Genomic DNA, 17,009 nt, shown 5'->3' on the forward strand with positions numbered 1-17,009 from the left:
CGTCTCGGCTCACCCGAGGGCGAACTGGCGCTGGGGCAGGCGGTTATCTACCTCGCCATTGCGCCGAAGAGCAATGCCGGTTACAACGCCTTCAATCAGGCAATGGCGTTTGTTAAACGTGACAAGAGCCGAGAAGTACCTATTCACCTGCGCAACGCGCCAACCAAGCTGATGAAACAGCTGGGGTATGGTCATGACTACCGTTACGCCCACGATGAACCCAATGCCTACGCGGCCGGCGAGGTCTATCTACCCGAAGGCATGCTGGAGCCGGGCTGGTATCAGCCGGCGCCGCGAGGTTTAGAAGAAAAACTGGCTGAAAAGCTGGCCTATCTCAGACGTTTGGATGAGGAAGCTGGGCAGTAGTGCTAAAGGTCTAATCGTACAGGTCAGTGGTCTGCATTTTCCTGTTTCCTGCCTGTCCGAATCGATCGGTTAAAACGGCCCCGTTCGGGTGATAGCAAGCCGAGGATCATCAACGCAAATCGGAGCATTTTTTCCAGCAGCCAGATGAAGGGGAAAAGCAGGATATAAAACACGCTCGTCCACCCCAGCAGTAAGGAAAGCCAGGCCGGTGCGCCCAGCAGTTCTCCCAGATGCACGAACAGGCTGGAGAGTAACTCGGGGTGGGTGATGACGATGTATGCGGTTGCAAGCCAGGCCGCTTTTCTCAGGAAACCCGGTGCGAGACCACGCGCCAGTATCCCCGTTCGTTCGACCCATCCGACTTTGGCGGCTTTGGTTAGCCCATCGGCTGTTTTGCCTTCCTTGGCTGCAAGTTTCCCTGCTTTGGTTGTACCGATGGCTTCCACCGCTTTGGTCTCTTTGGCGGTTTGCGCCCCCGCCTTGCCCAATTTCAGCAGTTTCAATCCCGCTATGACCGGCAAGGCGTCGACAGCGGCCCAGCCGATATCTGCGGCTGTGATCTTCTCGTTAAGATCCTGTTTTCGTTCGACGTCGGCGATGCCGCTGGTCAGGAAACGTCCCACATCCTGGGTGATGCGATCCGTGGTGTTCCAATGCGCGTTCCCCGCGCTATCGATATCAAACTGTCCGAGAAAGTGGTTTCCTTCCAGACGAATATCGTGGATTGCCACCCAGCCGCGTTGTTCGGGCGTGAGTCCGCTAAGTGGTTTCGCGGGTTGATCATTCGGTAATGCATTTGTCGGCTCAGAACCCGTCAGGTTGTGCCACAGGGATTTTGACTCGAGTGCGATCGACGTTGCGGTTTGCGTGATGGCGTTGAGTGCATTGAGGCTCTGGATGGAATGCGTGATGAAATAATCGATGACCGGGATGACGTCCGGGCCGAATCGCTCAAGGATGTTTTGGAATTCCGGGTTTTGCCCGTACCAGTCCAGTATTCGGAGTGTCTGTTGCGGGTATTCTCGCAATGCCAGCCACGCTTGCATGGTGAGTGCCTGATTTTTCGAGTAGCTGATCAATTGCGCCTGCACGAGCGGTGGCTGTTTCAAGACTTCTTTACCCAGATAACCCAAACTGTTTTCAGCCTGTATGCGAACAAGCAGGTCATCGTAGTCCAGGTGGTTTGCGTGGAAGGCTAGTGTGCTGGCCGCGAGCACGGCGATCAGGGCGAAGGTACATAGTTTTCGAGTCGTCAGAAATGGCGTTGGTCTGCGGGTGCTGGCTTGATCGGCCTGCGTATGGCTGTCTTGGTTTTCCATTTCCAATTCGACTGGCTGTGCGTCGGCCTGTTTTTTTGACTGAAGGGTCAACTCAGAGTAATTCATGGACATGATTACCCTATCCTACTTGCCCGTTGGATTTGCTTGTTGATCTGTGAGCTGGGGCTTCACAGAAGTTTTGGCCGGTGGTTCCTGCGCAAGATTTAAGGTGAGATCGAGCGTACCCAAGGTTTGTTCGATTAATTGCTGCTCAGCGTCCATCCAGGCGCGTGTGACGGGATAGAGCTTGTGGTTATGAACATCTGGTTGACCCCATAGAGCCGCCCGGACTTGTGCCAGATTGAGTCGATCAGTCGGCATGGCCGGTACCCAGCCTTCTCGCTTTTGGGTGATCACGAGATTGATCAGCCCGCCTTTGGCCAGTTGTTCCAGGGCTTGCTGTGTGTCGTCAGGATCTATGGTCAGCACTTCGAGCAGCCTGTGTTTCAGATCATCGGTGCTGAGTGCCGCCTTGGCGTTATGAAATTGAGCTTCGATTCGGGAAAGGGCTTCAAGTGCGGCAGTCATCAAGACGAAAGGATGATTCTCCTGAGTTTTTTCACGGATCTGGAGTTGTTCTATGTTTTGCCACGCGTATGAAACCGTGGCGCCCAAAAGTACAATCAGCCAGGCCAGTTGCAGCCAGACCATGAATAGGATCAACGAAGCAAAAGCCGAGTAAATCGCGGTGTACTGCGTGGAACTGGCAATCATGCTACCGAATGCCAGACCAATAACATTCCACAGAATTGCAGCCACGACACCGCCCGCTAACGCGGAAGAAAAACGTACCGGCGTATTGGGCACCAAGGCGTAGATAAAGGTGAATACGGCCACCCAGACCATGAACGGTAACAGCCAGGCGACCGACGCGAGCGCGTCCCGGAATAGGAAATATTGCGTGATGCCGGTCACGAAATGGTTGGAAAGCAGGCTGGCTGTGAGGCCGGTGGCGGCCAGCACGAGCACGGGGCCGACCATCAGAACAATCAGGTACATCGATAGACGAGTTGTGATCTGTCGGAGTTGCTGGACATGCCATATGCCGTTGAACACCGATTCGATTTTCTGCATAAGTGTTAAGACGGTGAAAAACAGCATGGCAATGCCCACTGCACCCAGAACCCCGACCTTGATATTGTCAACGAACGTCAGGATTTGTGTGGTAAGCCCCTCGGCAGAGCTGCCCAGTGGTTCGAGTAGGGTGGAGAGAAAGGGTTCGATCACCTGATCGGAGCCGAAAGCCTTGATTACCGAAAAGCTCACGGCAAGCAACGGTACAAGCGAAAGCAGGGTGATGTAGGATAAACTCATGGCGTTGAGTTGCAGATTGCCTTTGAACGCTTCACGGCTCATATACAGGCCGATGCGACTGAGGCGTTGCCCGAAGCGGTGATAGCTCCGGTGTGGTTTGGCATACCAGATCCAGCGTTGGGCGGCGGTTAGCTTGCCCATCAATGATGTGTTTTTCATAGACTCTCGTTCGGGCGATCGTAACGGTTCTGGCATTCTATGGAATCTCTGCACGAATCCATCTGTGGCTTCTTGCAGATTCGCTCGGACCGGTTGGCTTGTGCCAGCTGAATGCGAAGCAGGCGAAAGCCCGCGTTCAGGTCCGGTCCGAGCTCGGTATTTCAATGGCTTGCGTCATTGAGCGGCAGGGTATCCATACCCTACACGGTAAGGTCTGCATTTGTGCAGACCTTACCTAAACTACCCCAAACACAGCCAATTTGCAGTACCCTTTTCTCAAGTACAACTGATGGTGAATTATGAGCAAGTCTGATTTGAGTGTCCCCGTCGTTCTCGTTTTTTCCGGGCACGATCCTAGCGGCGGGGCGGGCGTTCAGGCGGATATCGAAGCAATCATCAGCCAGGGCGTCCATCCGGCTACCGTGATCACCGCACTGACGGTTCAGGACACGGTGAACGTGAGACGCTTTGTGCCGACCGATCCGAGCCTGGTGATCGAACAGGCGCGCGCCGTGCTGGAAGACATGCCCGTGCAATGCATCAAGATCGGCATGATCGGCAGTGTGGCGCTGGTCGAGGTGATCCACAGTATTCTCACGGATTACCCGGATATTCCCGTCGTCCTTGATCCGGTTTTGATTGCCGGCGGCGGCGGAACACTGGCCAATGAAGATGTGGCGAAGGCGATGATCAACCTGCTTCTACCGCTAACAACCATTCTGACGCCCAATGCCTACGAATCCAGAGCCTTGGTCAAGACGGCGCGCCTTCCCGCCAATGATCTGGATGCGCGTGGACAGGCGTTGCTCGACATGGGGCCGGAATATGTTCTGCTCAAAGGCGGCGACGAACAAAGTACGGAAGTTGAAAATTGGTTGTTCACCCACCATCAACCGCCCAGAAAATTTACCTACGAGCGCTTACCGGGTGAATTCCACGGATCGGGTTGTACGCTTGCGTCCGCCATTGCGGGTCTTATTGCACAGGCCACGGATGCGGATTACGTGAATGCCATCCATGAAGCGCAGGAATACACCAGCCATGCCTTGTTCCATGCGGCGCAAATCGGTCATGGGCAGTGGATTCCGCATCGCCTGTTCTGGGCAGACTCCGAAGATGAAGGCGAAGAATCCAATGCGACACTGCGCATCCATTAAGATACCGTACCGCGGATGGTAAGGAAGATTCATGTCATTGAAAGCACCAACTACGTCCGATCTTTTTGCCCTGCTTGATGAAATTGCCCACACCCTGCGTGAAATCGGCCTGAACACCGAACGTCCCAATGATATCGCCTTGGCCAGTACTGCGCCGTTCTGTTTTGATACGCTGGAGTTTCACGCTTGGTTGGAGTGGGTTTTTCTACCACGTATGCAGCAGACGATTGAGCAAGAACTCAATCTGGCCGCGCCATGCAACATTGCGCCGCTGGCCGAGTATCAGTTCGCCACCTACGCCGAACCGACACATCATCTTTTAGCGCTGCTGGCCGAACTGGACACGCAGATCAATGCCTATTTCGATTTCCCCATGGAGAACAAGATATGAGGATCAAAAATGAACCGAATTGAAGACCCAGAGTGGCAGCCCCAAACCCGGGCGATTCGTGTCGGCCACCATCCCACCAATGAAGGTGAACACGGCGAGCCGATCTTTACCACGTCGAGCTTTCAGTTCGAATCGGCCGAGCAGGCGGCCGCCCGTTTTTCCGGCGCTGAGCCCGGTAATATCTACGCGCGTTTTACCAACCCGACGACCAAGGTATTCGAAGATCGCTTGGCGGCCCTTGAAGGGGGCGAATCCTGCGTGGCGACCGGTTCCGGCATGGCGGCCATTCTCAGTACGTTCATGGCGTTGTGCTCGGCGGGCGATGAAGTGGTCGTGGCCAGACAGGTATTCGGCACCACTTCCGTGCTGTTCAACAAATACCTCGCCAAATTCGGCCTGAAGGTCAAATGGGTCGATTTGACCGACTGGACGCAGTGGGAAGCAGCCATCACGGACCTGACCCGCTGGGTGTTCGTGGAAAGTCCATCCAATCCATTGACCGAAGTGGTTGATATCGCCCGGCTGGCAGAGCTGGCGCATCAGCATGGTGCCGGCCTGATCGTGGATAATTGCTTCTGCACGCCCATCCTCCAGCAGCCGTTGGCACTGGGTGCGGACATCGTCATCCATTCCGCCACGAAGTTTCTCGATGGACAAGGCCGGGCCATTGGCGGCGCCGTCGTCGGCAACAAGACACAGGTGGGTGAGGAAGTTCGCGGATTCTTGCGAACCTGCGGCCCCACCATGTCGCCGTTTAATGCCTGGATCTTTGCAAAGGGCCTGGAAACCTTGGCCCTGCGCATGAAAGCGCACTGCGCCCACGCCAGTGCCGTGGCGGATTTTTTGGCGGCTCACCCTCGGGTCAAACGGGTGTATTTCCCTGGGCTGTCCAACCACCCGCAAGCGGATATCATCTCCAGGCAGCAGTCAGGCCCGGGCGCAATCGTGTCCTTCGAGGTCGAAGGTGGGCAGGCGGCGGCATGGCGGGTGATCAATGCCACGCAGATGATTTCCATCACAGCGAATCTGGGTGATGCCAAAACGACCATCACCCATCCGGCCACCACCACGCACGGACGCCTTACGCCTCAGCAGCGTGAAGAAGCGGGCATCCGCGATGGGCTTGTGCGCTTGGCGATTGGTCTTGAGGATCCCATCGATATCATCCGAGATCTCAAGCGTGGCCTGGATGGTTAATAGAAAGCCTGAATAAGTCCATCCAGGACTTCTCAGACAAAGCAAATCGAAAAGTTTTTCTGATTATATATATTTTACAATAACTTATAGTCGTTTGAAAAAGGCGGTACTTCGCTGTGCCGCACGCAATCTTCGATTAAATCAGAGATTCTCTTTCGCCTTTTTGGTCTATATCCAAACTCTATTCTTGAGCGAATGTTCCCGCGTGAGGATCGTCGTAGGTCTTCTGATCGAGTTCCTGCTCGCTCTTAGCCACGATTGCGGTAACCACTGCATCGCCAGAGATGTTGACTGCGGTGCGGATCATGTCCATTAAACGATCCACTCCCAGAATCAGACCGATGCCTTCCACGGGCAACCCTACTTGGTAGAACACCATCGACAGCATGATGAGTCCTACTCCAGGTACGCCTGCCGTGCCGATGGAAGCAAGAACGGACATCATGATGACAGTGAGATAGCCCGTTATGCCGAGATCGACGCCGTAAATATTGGCGATGAACACGCTCGCCACGCCCTGCATGATGGCGGTACCATCCATATTGATGGTCGCTCCTAAGGGAATGGTGAATGAGGCAACGGCGTTATTGACACCCATTTTTTCGGTGACGGCACGAAGCGTAACGGGAATGGTGGCATTCGAGCTCGCCGTACTGAACGCGAAAATTTGTGCTTCCTTTATCTTGCGCAAGAACATCCGTGGGCTCAGTCCGGAGAAGATTTTGAGGATGATCATCAAGGTGAAGAATAAGTGCACCATCAGGGCTGAAACGAGCACCAGGACATAGCCTGCCAGGTGGCTCAGCAATTCAATGCCAAGTTCTGCCATGGATTTGGCAATCAGGGCGAAAACGGCGTAGGGTGCTACGACCATGACAATCATGACCATCTTCATCATGATTTCGTTAGCCACCTCGATACCCGCGACGATGTCCTTCGCCTTGGTACCGACCATAACGATACAGACCCCCAGTAAGACGGTGAAGAATATCAGGGGCAGCATATCGCCCTGGGCCATGGCCTCTATGGGGTTTGACGGAATGATGTTGATGATTACATCGGTCAGAGGCGGTGCAGCCTGGGCCGTAAAGGTGGTGTCTGCAACCAGGTTCATGCCTTGGCCGATGTCGAAGGTAGCCGCAATGGTGATTGCAACAGCAATGGCGATGGCGGTGGTCAGGATATAGAGTACGAACGCCTTGGTGCCCACGCGCCCAAGTACATTGAGGTGACCAATGCCGCAGACCCCGCTGAGCAGGGAAAAGAAAACCAGTGGCACCACGAGCATTTTCAGGGCGTTGATGAATAGTTTGCCCATGACGTAAAACAAGCCATCAACCACGTAGGTGTTGACGAAGCCACCTTTGACATTAACCCCGGTCAGATTGATGAACAGACCAACGGCTATACCCAGCCCCATGCCGATGAGCACCTTGCTGGTAAGGCTTAATTTTTTAATTTTATTCATGCTGAGTTATGTCTCTTGCTTAATCATGTCTTTATCAGAAGCGTAATCTGTTTGACCTTATCAGCAAATCTAGGCTTTTCAAATGCCCGCATGTTTTTGGGAAATTAATTAATAAAACAATAGTTTATGTATTTATACTCGATTGATATCAATTGTATTGGCAGTGGCCATCCGCTGAAAACGGTTTGGATTTACTCCAACTTATCAACATCATCCGAATTTTGTGCTCACGAATACTGCGTTCAAACCGTGAGATAACGGGCGATAAGCGTATCGTCGAGTGTACTCATCGCTCCGGTGGCCTGAATCGCCCCACGTTCCATAATGACAAATTGATCGGCAACCTGGCGGGCAAAGGGTAGTTTCTGCTCCACGAGTAAAACAGCCAGCCCCAACTCCTGATTCAACCGGCGTAACACTTCACCGATTTCATGGACGATGTTCGGCTGAATACCTTCGGTCGGTTCATCCAGAAGCAGGATTTTCGGATCGAGAACCAGTGCCCTGCCAATGGCTAACTGTTGCTGCTGGCCGCCTGAGAGATCGCCACCACGGCGATGGCGCATTTCCTGCAATACCGGGAACAGATCATATATTTGTGCCGTGATTTTACGTACCTTGTCGCGTCGTCCGGCCAGTGCGAGTTTGAGGTTTTCTTCTACGGTGAGCAGCGGGAAAATCTCCCGGCCCTCTGGCACATAGCCGATACCGGCACGTGCGCGTTGCTCGGTTGATGATTTGGCAAGTTCCTTTTCATCAAAGCGAATGTCACCACTATTGATGCCGACCATGCCCATAATCGAGCGCATCAGCGTGGTTTTTCCGACGCCATTGCGGCCCAGCAGGCAGACCAGCTCACCCGCATCGATCGAGAGGCTGATATCGTTCAGGATGTGGCTGCCGCCATAGTATTGATTCACGGCATTCAGTGTGAGCATGGTGTTTCTCCCGGATACACTTCGATGACTTTGGGATTGCTTTGCACGCTGCTCAGGCTGCCGTCAGCGCCTCGAATACGGTCGGGCGCTGGAATTTTCGCCCGACCATGCCGCGGGCAATTTCATGTTCCTGATGCTTGAGCAGGTCGATGTTCTGGCCGAAAAAAACCTGGCCGGAATCAGGTTTACGACGCCCGGTGATGACATCCATCATGGTCGATTTGCCTGCCCCATTGGGGCCGATAATGCAGCGCAATTCACCATCGTCGAGTGTGAGATTGAGATTATTGAGTGCCTTGAACCCATCGAAACTCAGGGTGACATCTTCGAGATACAGGATGGTGCCATGACTGACATCCGGTTGATCGGGTGCCAGGTTGGCGACGCGATCGCCGATGATTTCGCTTTCATTGGGGACGGATAACATCACAGAACCTCCGTTTTTCTGTCTGCCGCTACGGACGTTTCCTGCTTGATAGCCTTATTGATGACCATAGTTTCAGATTCCTCGACCGGTTTTTTCCGACGGCCCAGCAAGCTGATCAGTCCCTTGGGCAAAAAGACGGTGACCAGAATGAACAGGCCGCCGAGCACGAATGGCCACAGATCGGGCGCCAGCGTGGTGAGCTGAGTTTTGCTGTAGTTGACGGCGAAGGCACCGATGATGGGGCCAAACAGGCTACCCCGACCACCGGTCGCAACCCAGGCAACCGCTTCGATGGAAGATAAAGGCGAGAATTCGCCGGGATTGATGATGCCAACCTGCGGCACATACAATGCGCCCGCGACAGCAGCCAACATGGCGGAAATCACGAACACCACCAGTTTGTATTGCGCCACCGGATAGCCGCAGGCACGGGTTCGCGGCTCGGCATCTCGAATCGCGACCAATACACGACCGAAGCGTGAACGCACGATGGCCTGCGCAATAAAGTAGCCAAGAATCAGCGCGATGCCGGAGGCGACAAACAGGCCAACGCGGGTGCTGTTCTCGGTGATGGAAAACCCGAGAATATCCTTGAAATCCGTCAGGCCGTTATTCCCACCGAAGCCCATTTCATTGCGGAAAAAAGCGAGCATCAGCGCGTAGGTCAGCGCCTGGGTAATGATGGCGAAATACACGCCGGATACTTTCGAGCGGAACGCCAGCCAGCCAAACAAACCGGCCAGTATGCCCGGCACCAGCAGCACCATCAGGGCGGCAAACCAGAAGTGGTCGAAGCCGTACCAAAACCGAGTGACAATCCGGTAGCGCCAACGGCTTTCATAAAGTTACGACGATTCATGGTTGTTCCCTCCATTGGGTTTTCTCATGCGGGTTTTTCTCATGTGAGATTTTCTTGCGGGGTCACAAGCGGGTTTGGCCGGATTCCGCCGGCCGCGGTTTCTGAAACGGGGTTGAGTGGTGCAGCGCGTTCTCGCATACGTTCGCGCGCTTCATACAGGCGATGAAGGCTGATTTTGCGAACGGACTGCCTTGAAAGTTCGATATGGGTTTGAAGCAGCCGTTTGGCCTCGTTGCCTCGGTGCTGAGTAATGGCGGACAAGATGGCTGCGTGTTCGTTGTAGGTGGCTTCGATGCGATGACTCTCGGTGAAGTCCAGTTGGCGAACGATGCGGATGCGCTCGGTTACGCCGGTGTGGATTCGGTGCAGTTCGGGATTGCCTGTCGCGGCAACAAGTTGGTTATGGAACTGCTCGTCGAGGGTGAAAACGGCAGGGCCGCCTGTGAGTCGATCGGCTTCTGGTACCTGCCAGATTGCAGCGAGTTCGGTTATGCCATACGGTTCTGTTTGTGCGGTCAAACGGTCAATGCTGGCAAGTTCGACGATGGTGCGAACTTCATACAGTTGGTCGAACACGGAAAAATCCAGATCGTTGACCCGCCAGCCGGATCGGTTCTGAACGGTAAGAAAGCCTTCTCTTGCCAGCCGGGTGAGTGCCTCACGCACCGGGGTGCGACTGGCACCAGTAAGTTCAGCGACCGTTTTTTCACTGAAGCGCTCGCCGGGGAGCAATTCGAAGGCGAACAAGGCCTGTTTGACTTGGTTATAGACAAGTTCGGCCAGGGCCGGCGTGTCCGAACTGCGCCGCCGATCCAATCCGAAGCGCAGGGGCGGATTCATTGAGGCAACTCCAGCGTGACCAGCGTTTGCCCCATCTGCACGAGTTGCCCCGGCGTACAGGCACATTGTGCGATCACGCCATCGTGCGGAGCCTCGATCGCGAATTCCATTTTCATGGCCTCGATGATGGCCACGACCTGCCCGGTCTGCACGGCTTCACCCGGCTCGACCAGGAGCTTCCAGACATTGCCGCTGATGGTCGCTGCAATCGGCTCGCCTTCGATTTGTGTTTCGGTAACTACGACTTCACGCGTGTTCAGGCTGCCATCGTCATCCTGCCAGCGGCTGACTTCGAGTTCATAGGCGATGGCCTGACGAGCCTGAAAATCCGCTATAGAGTCCTGATTCGCCGCAAGGAACGCTTCATGTTCATCAAGCCAGAAGACGACTTCTTCGGTTTTGACGTCGAGCGTGCCGGCCGCAAATTCGGCCCTGAGCCGGAGCAGTTCGGGCTCGCTGACCGGATAAAACCGCACCTGATCGAAGAAGCGCAGCAGCCAGGGTTTACCCGCCTCAAAACTCGGATGAGCGGGGCGACGGTTCCATATGGGCAATGTGCGGCCAACTAATTGATAGCCGCCGGGTGAATCCATGCCATAAATGCACATGTAGACACCGCCGATACCCACCGTGCCTTCTGCCGTGTAGGTGCGTGCCGGATTGTATTTGGAGGTGAGCAGCCGATGCCGTGGATCGAGTGGAACGGCGCAAGGCGCACCGAGGTAGACATCGCCTAGGCCCAACACCATGTAGGAAGCGGCATAAACGGTGTCCATGACTGCCTTGATGTCCGGCAGGCCATTGATGCGACGAATGAATTCGCTGTTGCTCGGTAGCCAGGGCGCCGTGTCGCGAACCGATTGGCGGTAGCGAGCCACGGCATCGAGTGTGGCACTGTCTTCAAAGGCCATCGGCAAGTGAACGATCCGCGAAGCCACCGACAATTCACGTACATCGACCAGATGATTGTTGATGCTCGTCAACCGGGCAACCAACTCATCCTGAGGGATACGCTTGGGCTCATACCGGATCTGGAGCGAACGAACGCCCGGAGAGCATTCGAGAATGCCGGGTACCGGATCGGTTTCCAGACTTTGCATGAGGGCGTGAACTCGCAGCCGCAGCGTGAGATCAAGGACGTTCTCGCCATATTCGAGCAGCAGATAGCCATCACCGGCTTGCCGGATAGTGAGCCGTGGAAGATCACCGGAGGCGGGGCTATCCAGAAGCACGCAATGGCCGAGGTGCGGAGCCAAAGACATGGTTTTGTTCGGTGCTTGCAGCGTTTCGATGGCTGCATCCTGCGCGAGTTCGAGCGCACGCGCCTGTGCATAGCTGATGGGTACGAACCGAATGGTATCGCCGGGCTTGAGTTGTCCGACCTTCCATAATTCGGCACGTACGATGGTGGCCGGGCAGACAAACCCGCCCAGACTCGGGCCGTCACGGGTCAAAATGACCGGCATGTCGCCGGTGAAGTTGATCGAGCCGACGGCATATTCCGTATCGTGGATATTCGAAGGATGCAGGCCGGCTTCGCCACCGTCGCTGCGCGCCCAACTGAGTTTGGGGCCCGACAGGCGAATACCCAAGCGGTTGCTGTTGTAATGCACGGCCCAGTCGGTGGCGAAAAATTTATCGATGGCCTCGGGCATGAAGTAATCCGGCGCTCCGTGCGGTCCATAGAGCACACCGATTTCCCAGTGATTGGTGTATTCGGGTATCAGGCTCGCATCGGCCACTTTTGGCGCGAATGCCGCCGGTGCCGTACCCATGGGCAGAATATCGCCGACCTGCAGAATACGTCCGGCATGCCCGCCCATTTTGCCGAGTGCGAAGGTTGAACGGTTGCCCAGATACTCGGGCACGTCGATGCCGCCCCGAATGGCCAGATACACGCGAGCGCCGGTCTGAACCTGTCCGATGCTTAAAGTTTGCCCGGCTTCGATGGCGATGGGACGACCGGCCTGGACGTTCTGATCATCCAGAAGAATGTCGGCTACCGCGCCCGTAATGGCGACCATGCTGTCCTTGTGGAATTTGAGCGAGGGCCCCACCAGCGTGCATTCCAGCCCAGCCATTTCCGGCGTATTACCAACGATCCGGTTTGCCAGACGCAAGGCATAGTCATCCATGGGCCCGGAGGGCGGTACACCGATATGCCACAAACCGAGTCGCCCGGGGTATTCCTGCACGGTGGTATAGGTGCCCGGCTTGATGACCTCAATGGCAGGCGGTTGATAGGCACCGGCTGCAAGATAATGGTCGATGCTGCCGGTGCTGTGGGTGCCCGCCACAAAATCCGGCAGGGAAAGCAGGTCGCGTAGAAACGGCAGATTAGTCGAAATGCCATCAAAACGCGTTTTGGCAAGTGCTTCGGCCAGATTCGACAGCGCTTTGCTGCGCGTCTCGCCCGTAACGATAATCTTGGCGAGCATCGGATCGAACTGAGCGGGCACCGTGGTGCTGGTTTCAACCCAGGTATCCACACGGACGAAAGCATCATCGGGCAGAGTTACATTGCTGAGTTGGCCGGGTGCTGGCTGGAAGTGCCGCAGCGGTTCTTCGGCATAGACGCGCGCTTCTATGGCATGACCATGCGGGGTAGGGGCGCTCAGTTCAAAGGGCACACCGGCGGCCAGCGATACCATCCATTCAATCAGATCGACGCCGGTGACTTCTTCGGTGATGGGGTGTTCAACCTGTAACCGGGTGTTGACCTCAAGAAAATAGAATTCATCGCGCGGTGCGTCGTAGATGTACTCGACCGTACCGGCCGATTGATAGGCGATAGATTCACCCAGTCGCTCGGCCGATGCCAGCAGTGCCGCTCGTGTAGCGGGTGGCAGATTTGGTGCTGGTGTTTCCTCGATGACTTTTTGATTTCGTCGCTGCAGGGAACAATCCCGTTCGCCCAAGGCGACAACACGCCCTTTGCCATCGCCGAAGATCTGCACTTCAACGTGGCGGGCATGGTCGATAAACCGCTCCACGAAGACGCCACCATCACCAAAGAAGCGTGCCCCCATACCAGCCACGGCTTCGAACGCTTCGATCAGCGCCGGTTCATCCGCGCAGCGTTTCAGGCCGATACCGCCGCCGCCTGCGGTGCTTTTGAGCATGATCGGATAACCGATCCGTTCGGCTTCCTGCAATGCTGCCTGCAAATCCTTGAGCAGGGCGCTGCCCGGCGCGAGTGGCACGTTGGCAGCCTCAGCCAGTTCGCGGGCACGGTGCTTCAATCCGAATTCGCGTAATTGAGCAGGAGTAGGGCCAATGAACACAATGCCTTCATGAATACAGCGTTCAGCGAAATCGGCATTTTCAGAGAGGAAACCATAGCCGGGAATAATGGCCTGAACACCGTGTGCCTTGGCGAGTTCAAGAATTTTTTCGGCCTGAAGGTAGCTTTCTGCCGCCGTTTGGCCACCCAGCGCAATCGCTTCATCACAGGCACGGATATGCGGACTGTCGGCGTCCGAATCACTGTAAATGGCGACGGAGGTGACACCCATCTTTTTCAGGGTGCGCGCAATCCGCACCACGATCTCGCCCCGATTGGCGATCAGAATCTTGCCAAAAATCTTGTTTGGCATCATGTTGGGTACGGGAGCTTCAGGCATGGGTAATTCCTTTTGGTTGCGGGGCAAGTGGCGTGGATTGACGTGAGGCGATATAGGCACGCCAGCCGCCGAATTCCGTTACGTCTTGCGCGTCGTGTAGGGCCCGCGGCTCACAGATGAACCCGGTCACCAGGCGGCCATCGGCAAGCGTGAGTGTTCCGAGGCCCAGCGGTGGTGGGATTTCCTGAATAAAGTCGGCTAATGCGGTGCGGGGCAATGCCCAGACTTCAACGATAATTTTTGCACCATCCTGATCGAAAACCAGCCCCGGTTTCGGCGGGGTGGTGTTTGCAAGCGCGTACAATCGATAAGTTGCTGCCGTGGTTGTTTGTTCGAGCAGTCGACCACCCCGGCTGGTCAACTGATGATTCAGCGGCATGCCGGTCAGATGTGCACCCACCACGGCAAGAGCGATTTCATCCCGTCGCGTCGTCATCGCTGCCGAGTCGTCCTGATTCAGCACCCTTGCGATTGAAGCCAGTTTGGCGTCAGCCCAGGCTTCCGCAATCAGGGTGACGCCGAAGGGCAACCCGTCGGAACGCCATCCCGCAGGAATAGCCAGCGCAGATAAATCCGCCAGATTGACGAAATTGGTATAAGTGCCCAATTCGGAATTGCGCTTGATCGGTTCGGCCAACATTGCTTCGATGGTTGGGTAGGTCGGGGCGGTGGGTACGATCAGGGCATCAAACGGGGCAATGGCATCCTGAATTTGCCGTGTCAGTGCCGCGCGTTGGTATTCAGCGTTGAATGTATCCACGGCGGTGAATTTCTCGCCCGAGAAGATGATCTCCCGCACCACCGGGTGGATGGCATCGGGTTGGGCTTTTGCGAAGTCGAAGATTGCGGCCAGTCGTTCGGCTACCCAGGGGCCGTTGTACAGCAAGGGCGCCAGGGCGAAGAAGGGTGCGGGATCAATTTCGGTCAGCGTGATGCCGCGCTCGGCCAGCACGGAAACGTATCGTTCCCAGGCGGCTTTCTGTTCGGAATCTCCAAACCACTGCAAGCCACTGAAGGTTGCCAGTTTCAAACCTGGTGATGACAGCGGCTTGGTAGATGGTACGGTTCGGCGTGCATAAGGATCGTTGGCGTCGTAGGTGCCTGCGACAGCCAGAACCGCTTCGGCATCGGCAATACTGTTGGCAAAAATAGATACACAATCGAGGGTGCGACAGGCCGGTACCACTCCGCGGGTGCTGATCAACCCCTTGGTCGGTTTCAGGCCGACTAAATCATTGCACCCGGCGGGCACACGGCCGGAGCCTGCGGTGTCCGTTCCCAGCGCAAAGGCGACTTCACCCAAGGCCACAGACACGGCTGACCCTGCGCTCGAGCCACCGGAAATATAGGCCTCATTGAATACCGAATGGGGAATGCCATAAGGGGTCCGGGTGCCATTCAATCCGGTTGCAAACTGATCGAGATTGGTCTTGCCGATGCAAATCGCACCAGCCGCCCTGAGCTGTGCAACCACAAACGCATCGGTTTCAGGGGTGAAGGCAAATTCGGGACAGCCAGCGGTGGTGGGCATACCTGCTACATCGATGTTGTCCTTGGCCGCGAAGGGGACACCGTACAACGGCAAGTCCTTGGGTGAAGCTGATTTGAGTGCCTTGATCTGTTTTTGCAGATCGTCAGGATCGGTAAGATAAATCCATTGCGGCGCATCGCCTGCTTGCCATGCTGCGAACAGGTTCTTCTGCTGAGTGATCAGATCGGCTTGCGCCTGCTCAGCCTGTTGTTTCCACCGCATCAACCAATCACCAATACTGTGCCTGGTTATCTTGTGATCCGCTTTGCCTATGCCCTCGACCATGTCGTCTACCTTCTTGAATATCATCTGGTATACAAGACATAGCGACAACGATGCCAACTACACAAATCCATTTATAATCAACTGGATAATGTATTGTTAGGCAATGAGAAACTATTGGTTTTGCACTCTTGTGAGGCAAAATTCTTAGCGGGACGAATAAATTTGGTGCGTCTGTGGCTGTAGAAGTTTTCGAGTAAATCAATGGCGCTGATTACACGATGCACATTACGTTTTGACAGCTCAATGCATCGCCATTGACCGGTTCAGATACTCCGATAACGCGTCGACCAGAGGTTTCATGAAATACCGCTCTTCGGGCATCACATCGACCCGCACACCCTGTTCGCGCAGGTAATCCGCCATGACCGGACCAATAGCCGCAATATGGGTCAGCCCTAGTCCGGTGGTCAGTTCGTCTTGTTTGCCATACTTTTCAGCAACCGACTGCATGCGTTTGAACTGTGGCTGACTGGTGAAGGCAAGCGCATCGATTTTCCCTTGGGCCATGTCATGAATCAGATCGGCAACGGCTGCAGCTTCGGATTCGCTCGCGTAGATATAGGGTGCAACGGCAGCTGATTGTCGCCCCAGTGCGGCGATGGCCTGGATGAGCGGGCGATTCGGTTCAGAACCATAGAGTACGACACCGATGCGTGGTCCGAGGTCGGCCATTTCCTGGAGTGTTTCGATCACGCCTTGAGAGGTCGGAATCTTCGCCTGAATTTGTGGGTGGATGTCCCATGCCTTCAGTGTGCGTCCCGGTTTGGGGCCGCGTGCAATCAAGCGTATACGTTTGAGTTTCTCGATGAAGGCCGCTTTGACTCCGAAGCGTTCCGCTGCTTCGATCAGTCGTCGGGCGCCTTCACCAGTTAGCAGGACGAGATCACGAATAGTCGGATCAGCTATAAAGTTGGTCAGCCATTGATGGACGGCCTGTTGATCCGGTGTGTCGTGAATACTGACCAAGGGACAGCGTCGTACAGTTGCGCCACGACGTTCAAAGAGTGCTGCCAGCACATCAAGCTGACGAGATTCCGGAAGGGCAATACACCGTCCGGCGAAGGCGTCTTTGTCATATGTATCAGTCATGGTGACTTCCCTCCAAATAGTGATGAGCCGTTTATCATGAGCGGGT

The 17,009-nt window shown here is 55.3% G+C and carries 13 protein-coding genes and 2 pseudogenes; 4 read left to right on the forward strand and 11 right to left on the reverse strand.

Going from position 1 to position 17,009, the window contains the following annotated elements; all coding sequences use genetic code 11:
* Positions 1–366: pseudogene (locus M7R55_RS09165) on the forward strand (recombination factor protein RarA); the annotation flags it as partial.
* 23 nt (positions 367–389) lie between these two features.
* On the opposite strand, the gene M7R55_RS09170 reads toward M7R55_RS09165, so the two are convergent.
* Positions 390–1,757: a hypothetical protein gene (locus M7R55_RS09170; protein WP_298220115.1), complete on the reverse strand. Its 1,368-nt coding sequence runs from the start codon at positions 1,755–1,757 to the stop codon at positions 390–392.
* A gap of 12 nt (positions 1,758–1,769) precedes the next feature.
* Positions 1,770–3,158, reverse strand: a complete 1,389-nt coding sequence (locus tag M7R55_RS09175) for a YhjD/YihY/BrkB family envelope integrity protein (protein WP_298220116.1) — start codon at positions 3,156–3,158, stop codon at positions 1,770–1,772.
* 299 nt (positions 3,159–3,457) lie between these two features.
* On the opposite strand from M7R55_RS09175, the gene thiD reads away from it, so the two are divergent.
* Genes thiD through M7R55_RS09190 form a run of 3 tightly spaced genes read left to right on the forward strand, consistent with a single transcriptional unit; the run spans position 3,458 to position 5,903 of the window.
* A complete protein-coding gene (thiD, locus tag M7R55_RS09180; protein ID WP_298220117.1) occupies positions 3,458–4,315 on the forward strand; it encodes a bifunctional hydroxymethylpyrimidine kinase/phosphomethylpyrimidine kinase in 858 nt (285 codons plus the stop codon).
* Between the two features lie 31 nt (positions 4,316–4,346).
* Entirely contained in the window at positions 4,347–4,706 is a 360-nt protein-coding gene (locus M7R55_RS09185) for a YqcC family protein (RefSeq protein WP_298220118.1), read from the forward strand.
* A gap of 9 nt (positions 4,707–4,715) precedes the next feature.
* Positions 4,716–5,903, forward strand: a complete 1,188-nt coding sequence (locus M7R55_RS09190) for an O-succinylhomoserine sulfhydrylase (RefSeq protein ID WP_298220119.1) — start codon at positions 4,716–4,718, stop codon at positions 5,901–5,903.
* A gap of 181 nt (positions 5,904–6,084) precedes the next feature.
* On the opposite strand, the gene M7R55_RS09195 is transcribed toward M7R55_RS09190, so the two are convergent.
* The 9 genes and pseudogenes from M7R55_RS09195 to M7R55_RS09230 form a co-directional block, all read right to left on the reverse strand.
* A complete protein-coding gene (locus tag M7R55_RS09195) occupies positions 6,085–7,371 on the reverse strand; it encodes a dicarboxylate/amino acid:cation symporter (protein ID WP_298220120.1) in 1,287 nt (428 codons plus the stop codon).
* Between the two features lie 242 nt (positions 7,372–7,613).
* Complete coding sequence (gene urtE / locus M7R55_RS09200) at positions 7,614–8,309, reverse strand: urea ABC transporter ATP-binding subunit UrtE (RefSeq protein ID WP_298220121.1); 696 nt, start codon at positions 8,307–8,309, stop codon at positions 7,614–7,616.
* 70 nt (positions 8,310–8,379) lie between these two features.
* A pseudogene (locus M7R55_RS09205) lies at positions 8,380–8,736 on the reverse strand (ATP-binding cassette domain-containing protein); the annotation flags it as partial.
* Entirely contained in the window at positions 8,736–9,503 is a 768-nt protein-coding gene (locus tag M7R55_RS09210; protein ID WP_366881179.1) for a hypothetical protein, read from the reverse strand. The pseudogene M7R55_RS09205 and the gene M7R55_RS09210, both read right to left, overlap by 1 nt.
* Positions 9,503–9,595: a twin-arginine translocation signal domain-containing protein gene (locus M7R55_RS12275; protein WP_366881180.1), complete on the reverse strand. Its 93-nt coding sequence runs from the start codon at positions 9,593–9,595 to the stop codon at positions 9,503–9,505. Before M7R55_RS12275 ends, M7R55_RS09210 begins: the two co-directional genes overlap by 1 nt.
* Before the next feature lie 39 nt (positions 9,596–9,634).
* Positions 9,635–10,435 carry a GntR family transcriptional regulator gene (locus M7R55_RS09215; protein WP_298220122.1) on the reverse strand — a complete coding sequence of 267 codons (801 nt, stop codon included), beginning with the start codon at positions 10,433–10,435 and terminating at the stop codon, positions 9,635–9,637.
* Positions 10,432–14,058, reverse strand: a complete 3,627-nt coding sequence (uca, locus tag M7R55_RS09220) for an urea carboxylase (RefSeq protein ID WP_298220123.1) — start codon at positions 14,056–14,058, stop codon at positions 10,432–10,434. The genes M7R55_RS09215 and uca overlap by 4 nt, the downstream gene beginning before the upstream one ends.
* Positions 14,051–15,898, reverse strand: a complete 1,848-nt coding sequence (gene atzF, locus M7R55_RS09225; RefSeq protein WP_298220124.1) for an allophanate hydrolase — start codon at positions 15,896–15,898, stop codon at positions 14,051–14,053. Before atzF ends, uca begins: the two co-directional genes overlap by 8 nt.
* 216 nt (positions 15,899–16,114) lie before the next feature.
* A complete protein-coding gene (locus tag M7R55_RS09230; RefSeq protein ID WP_298220125.1) occupies positions 16,115–16,963 on the reverse strand; it encodes a uroporphyrinogen-III synthase in 849 nt (282 codons plus the stop codon).
* Between the last annotated feature and the right edge of the window lie 46 nt (positions 16,964–17,009).

This window comes from Halothiobacillus sp., assembly GCF_027346185.1.
GTDB lineage: Bacteria > Pseudomonadota > Gammaproteobacteria > Halothiobacillales > Halothiobacillaceae > Halothiobacillus.

Coding starts and splice junctions, on each gene's coding strand:
- M7R55_RS09170 (WP_298220115.1), bottom strand. CDS start 1,757: ATGTCCATGAATTACTCTGAGTTGACCCTTCAGTCAAAAAAACAGGCC.
- M7R55_RS09215 (WP_298220122.1), bottom strand. CDS start 10,435: ATGAATCCGCCCCTGCGCTTCGGATTGGATCGGCGGCGCAGTTCGGAC.
- M7R55_RS09175 (WP_298220116.1), bottom strand. CDS start 3,158: ATGAAAAACACATCATTGATGGGCAAGCTAACCGCCGCCCAACGCTGG.
- uca (WP_298220123.1), bottom strand. CDS start 14,058: ATGCCTGAAGCTCCCGTACCCAACATGATGCCAAACAAGATTTTTGGC.
- atzF (WP_298220124.1), bottom strand. CDS start 15,898: ATGATATTCAAGAAGGTAGACGACATGGTCGAGGGCATAGGCAAAGCG.
- M7R55_RS09210 (WP_366881179.1), bottom strand. CDS start 9,503: ATGGTGCTGCTGGTGCCGGGCATACTGGCCGGTTTGTTTGGCTGGCTG.
- M7R55_RS09190 (WP_298220119.1), top strand. CDS start 4,716: ATGAACCGAATTGAAGACCCAGAGTGGCAGCCCCAAACCCGGGCGATT.
- urtE (WP_298220121.1), bottom strand. CDS start 8,309: ATGCTCACACTGAATGCCGTGAATCAATACTATGGCGGCAGCCACATC.
- M7R55_RS09195 (WP_298220120.1), bottom strand. CDS start 7,371: ATGAATAAAATTAAAAAATTAAGCCTTACCAGCAAGGTGCTCATCGGC.
- thiD (WP_298220117.1), top strand. CDS start 3,458: ATGAGCAAGTCTGATTTGAGTGTCCCCGTCGTTCTCGTTTTTTCCGGG.
- M7R55_RS09185 (WP_298220118.1), top strand. CDS start 4,347: ATGTCATTGAAAGCACCAACTACGTCCGATCTTTTTGCCCTGCTTGAT.
- M7R55_RS09230 (WP_298220125.1), bottom strand. CDS start 16,963: ATGACTGATACATATGACAAAGACGCCTTCGCCGGACGGTGTATTGCC.
- M7R55_RS12275 (WP_366881180.1), bottom strand. CDS start 9,595: ATGAATCGTCGTAACTTTATGAAAGCCGTTGGCGCTACCGGATTGTCA.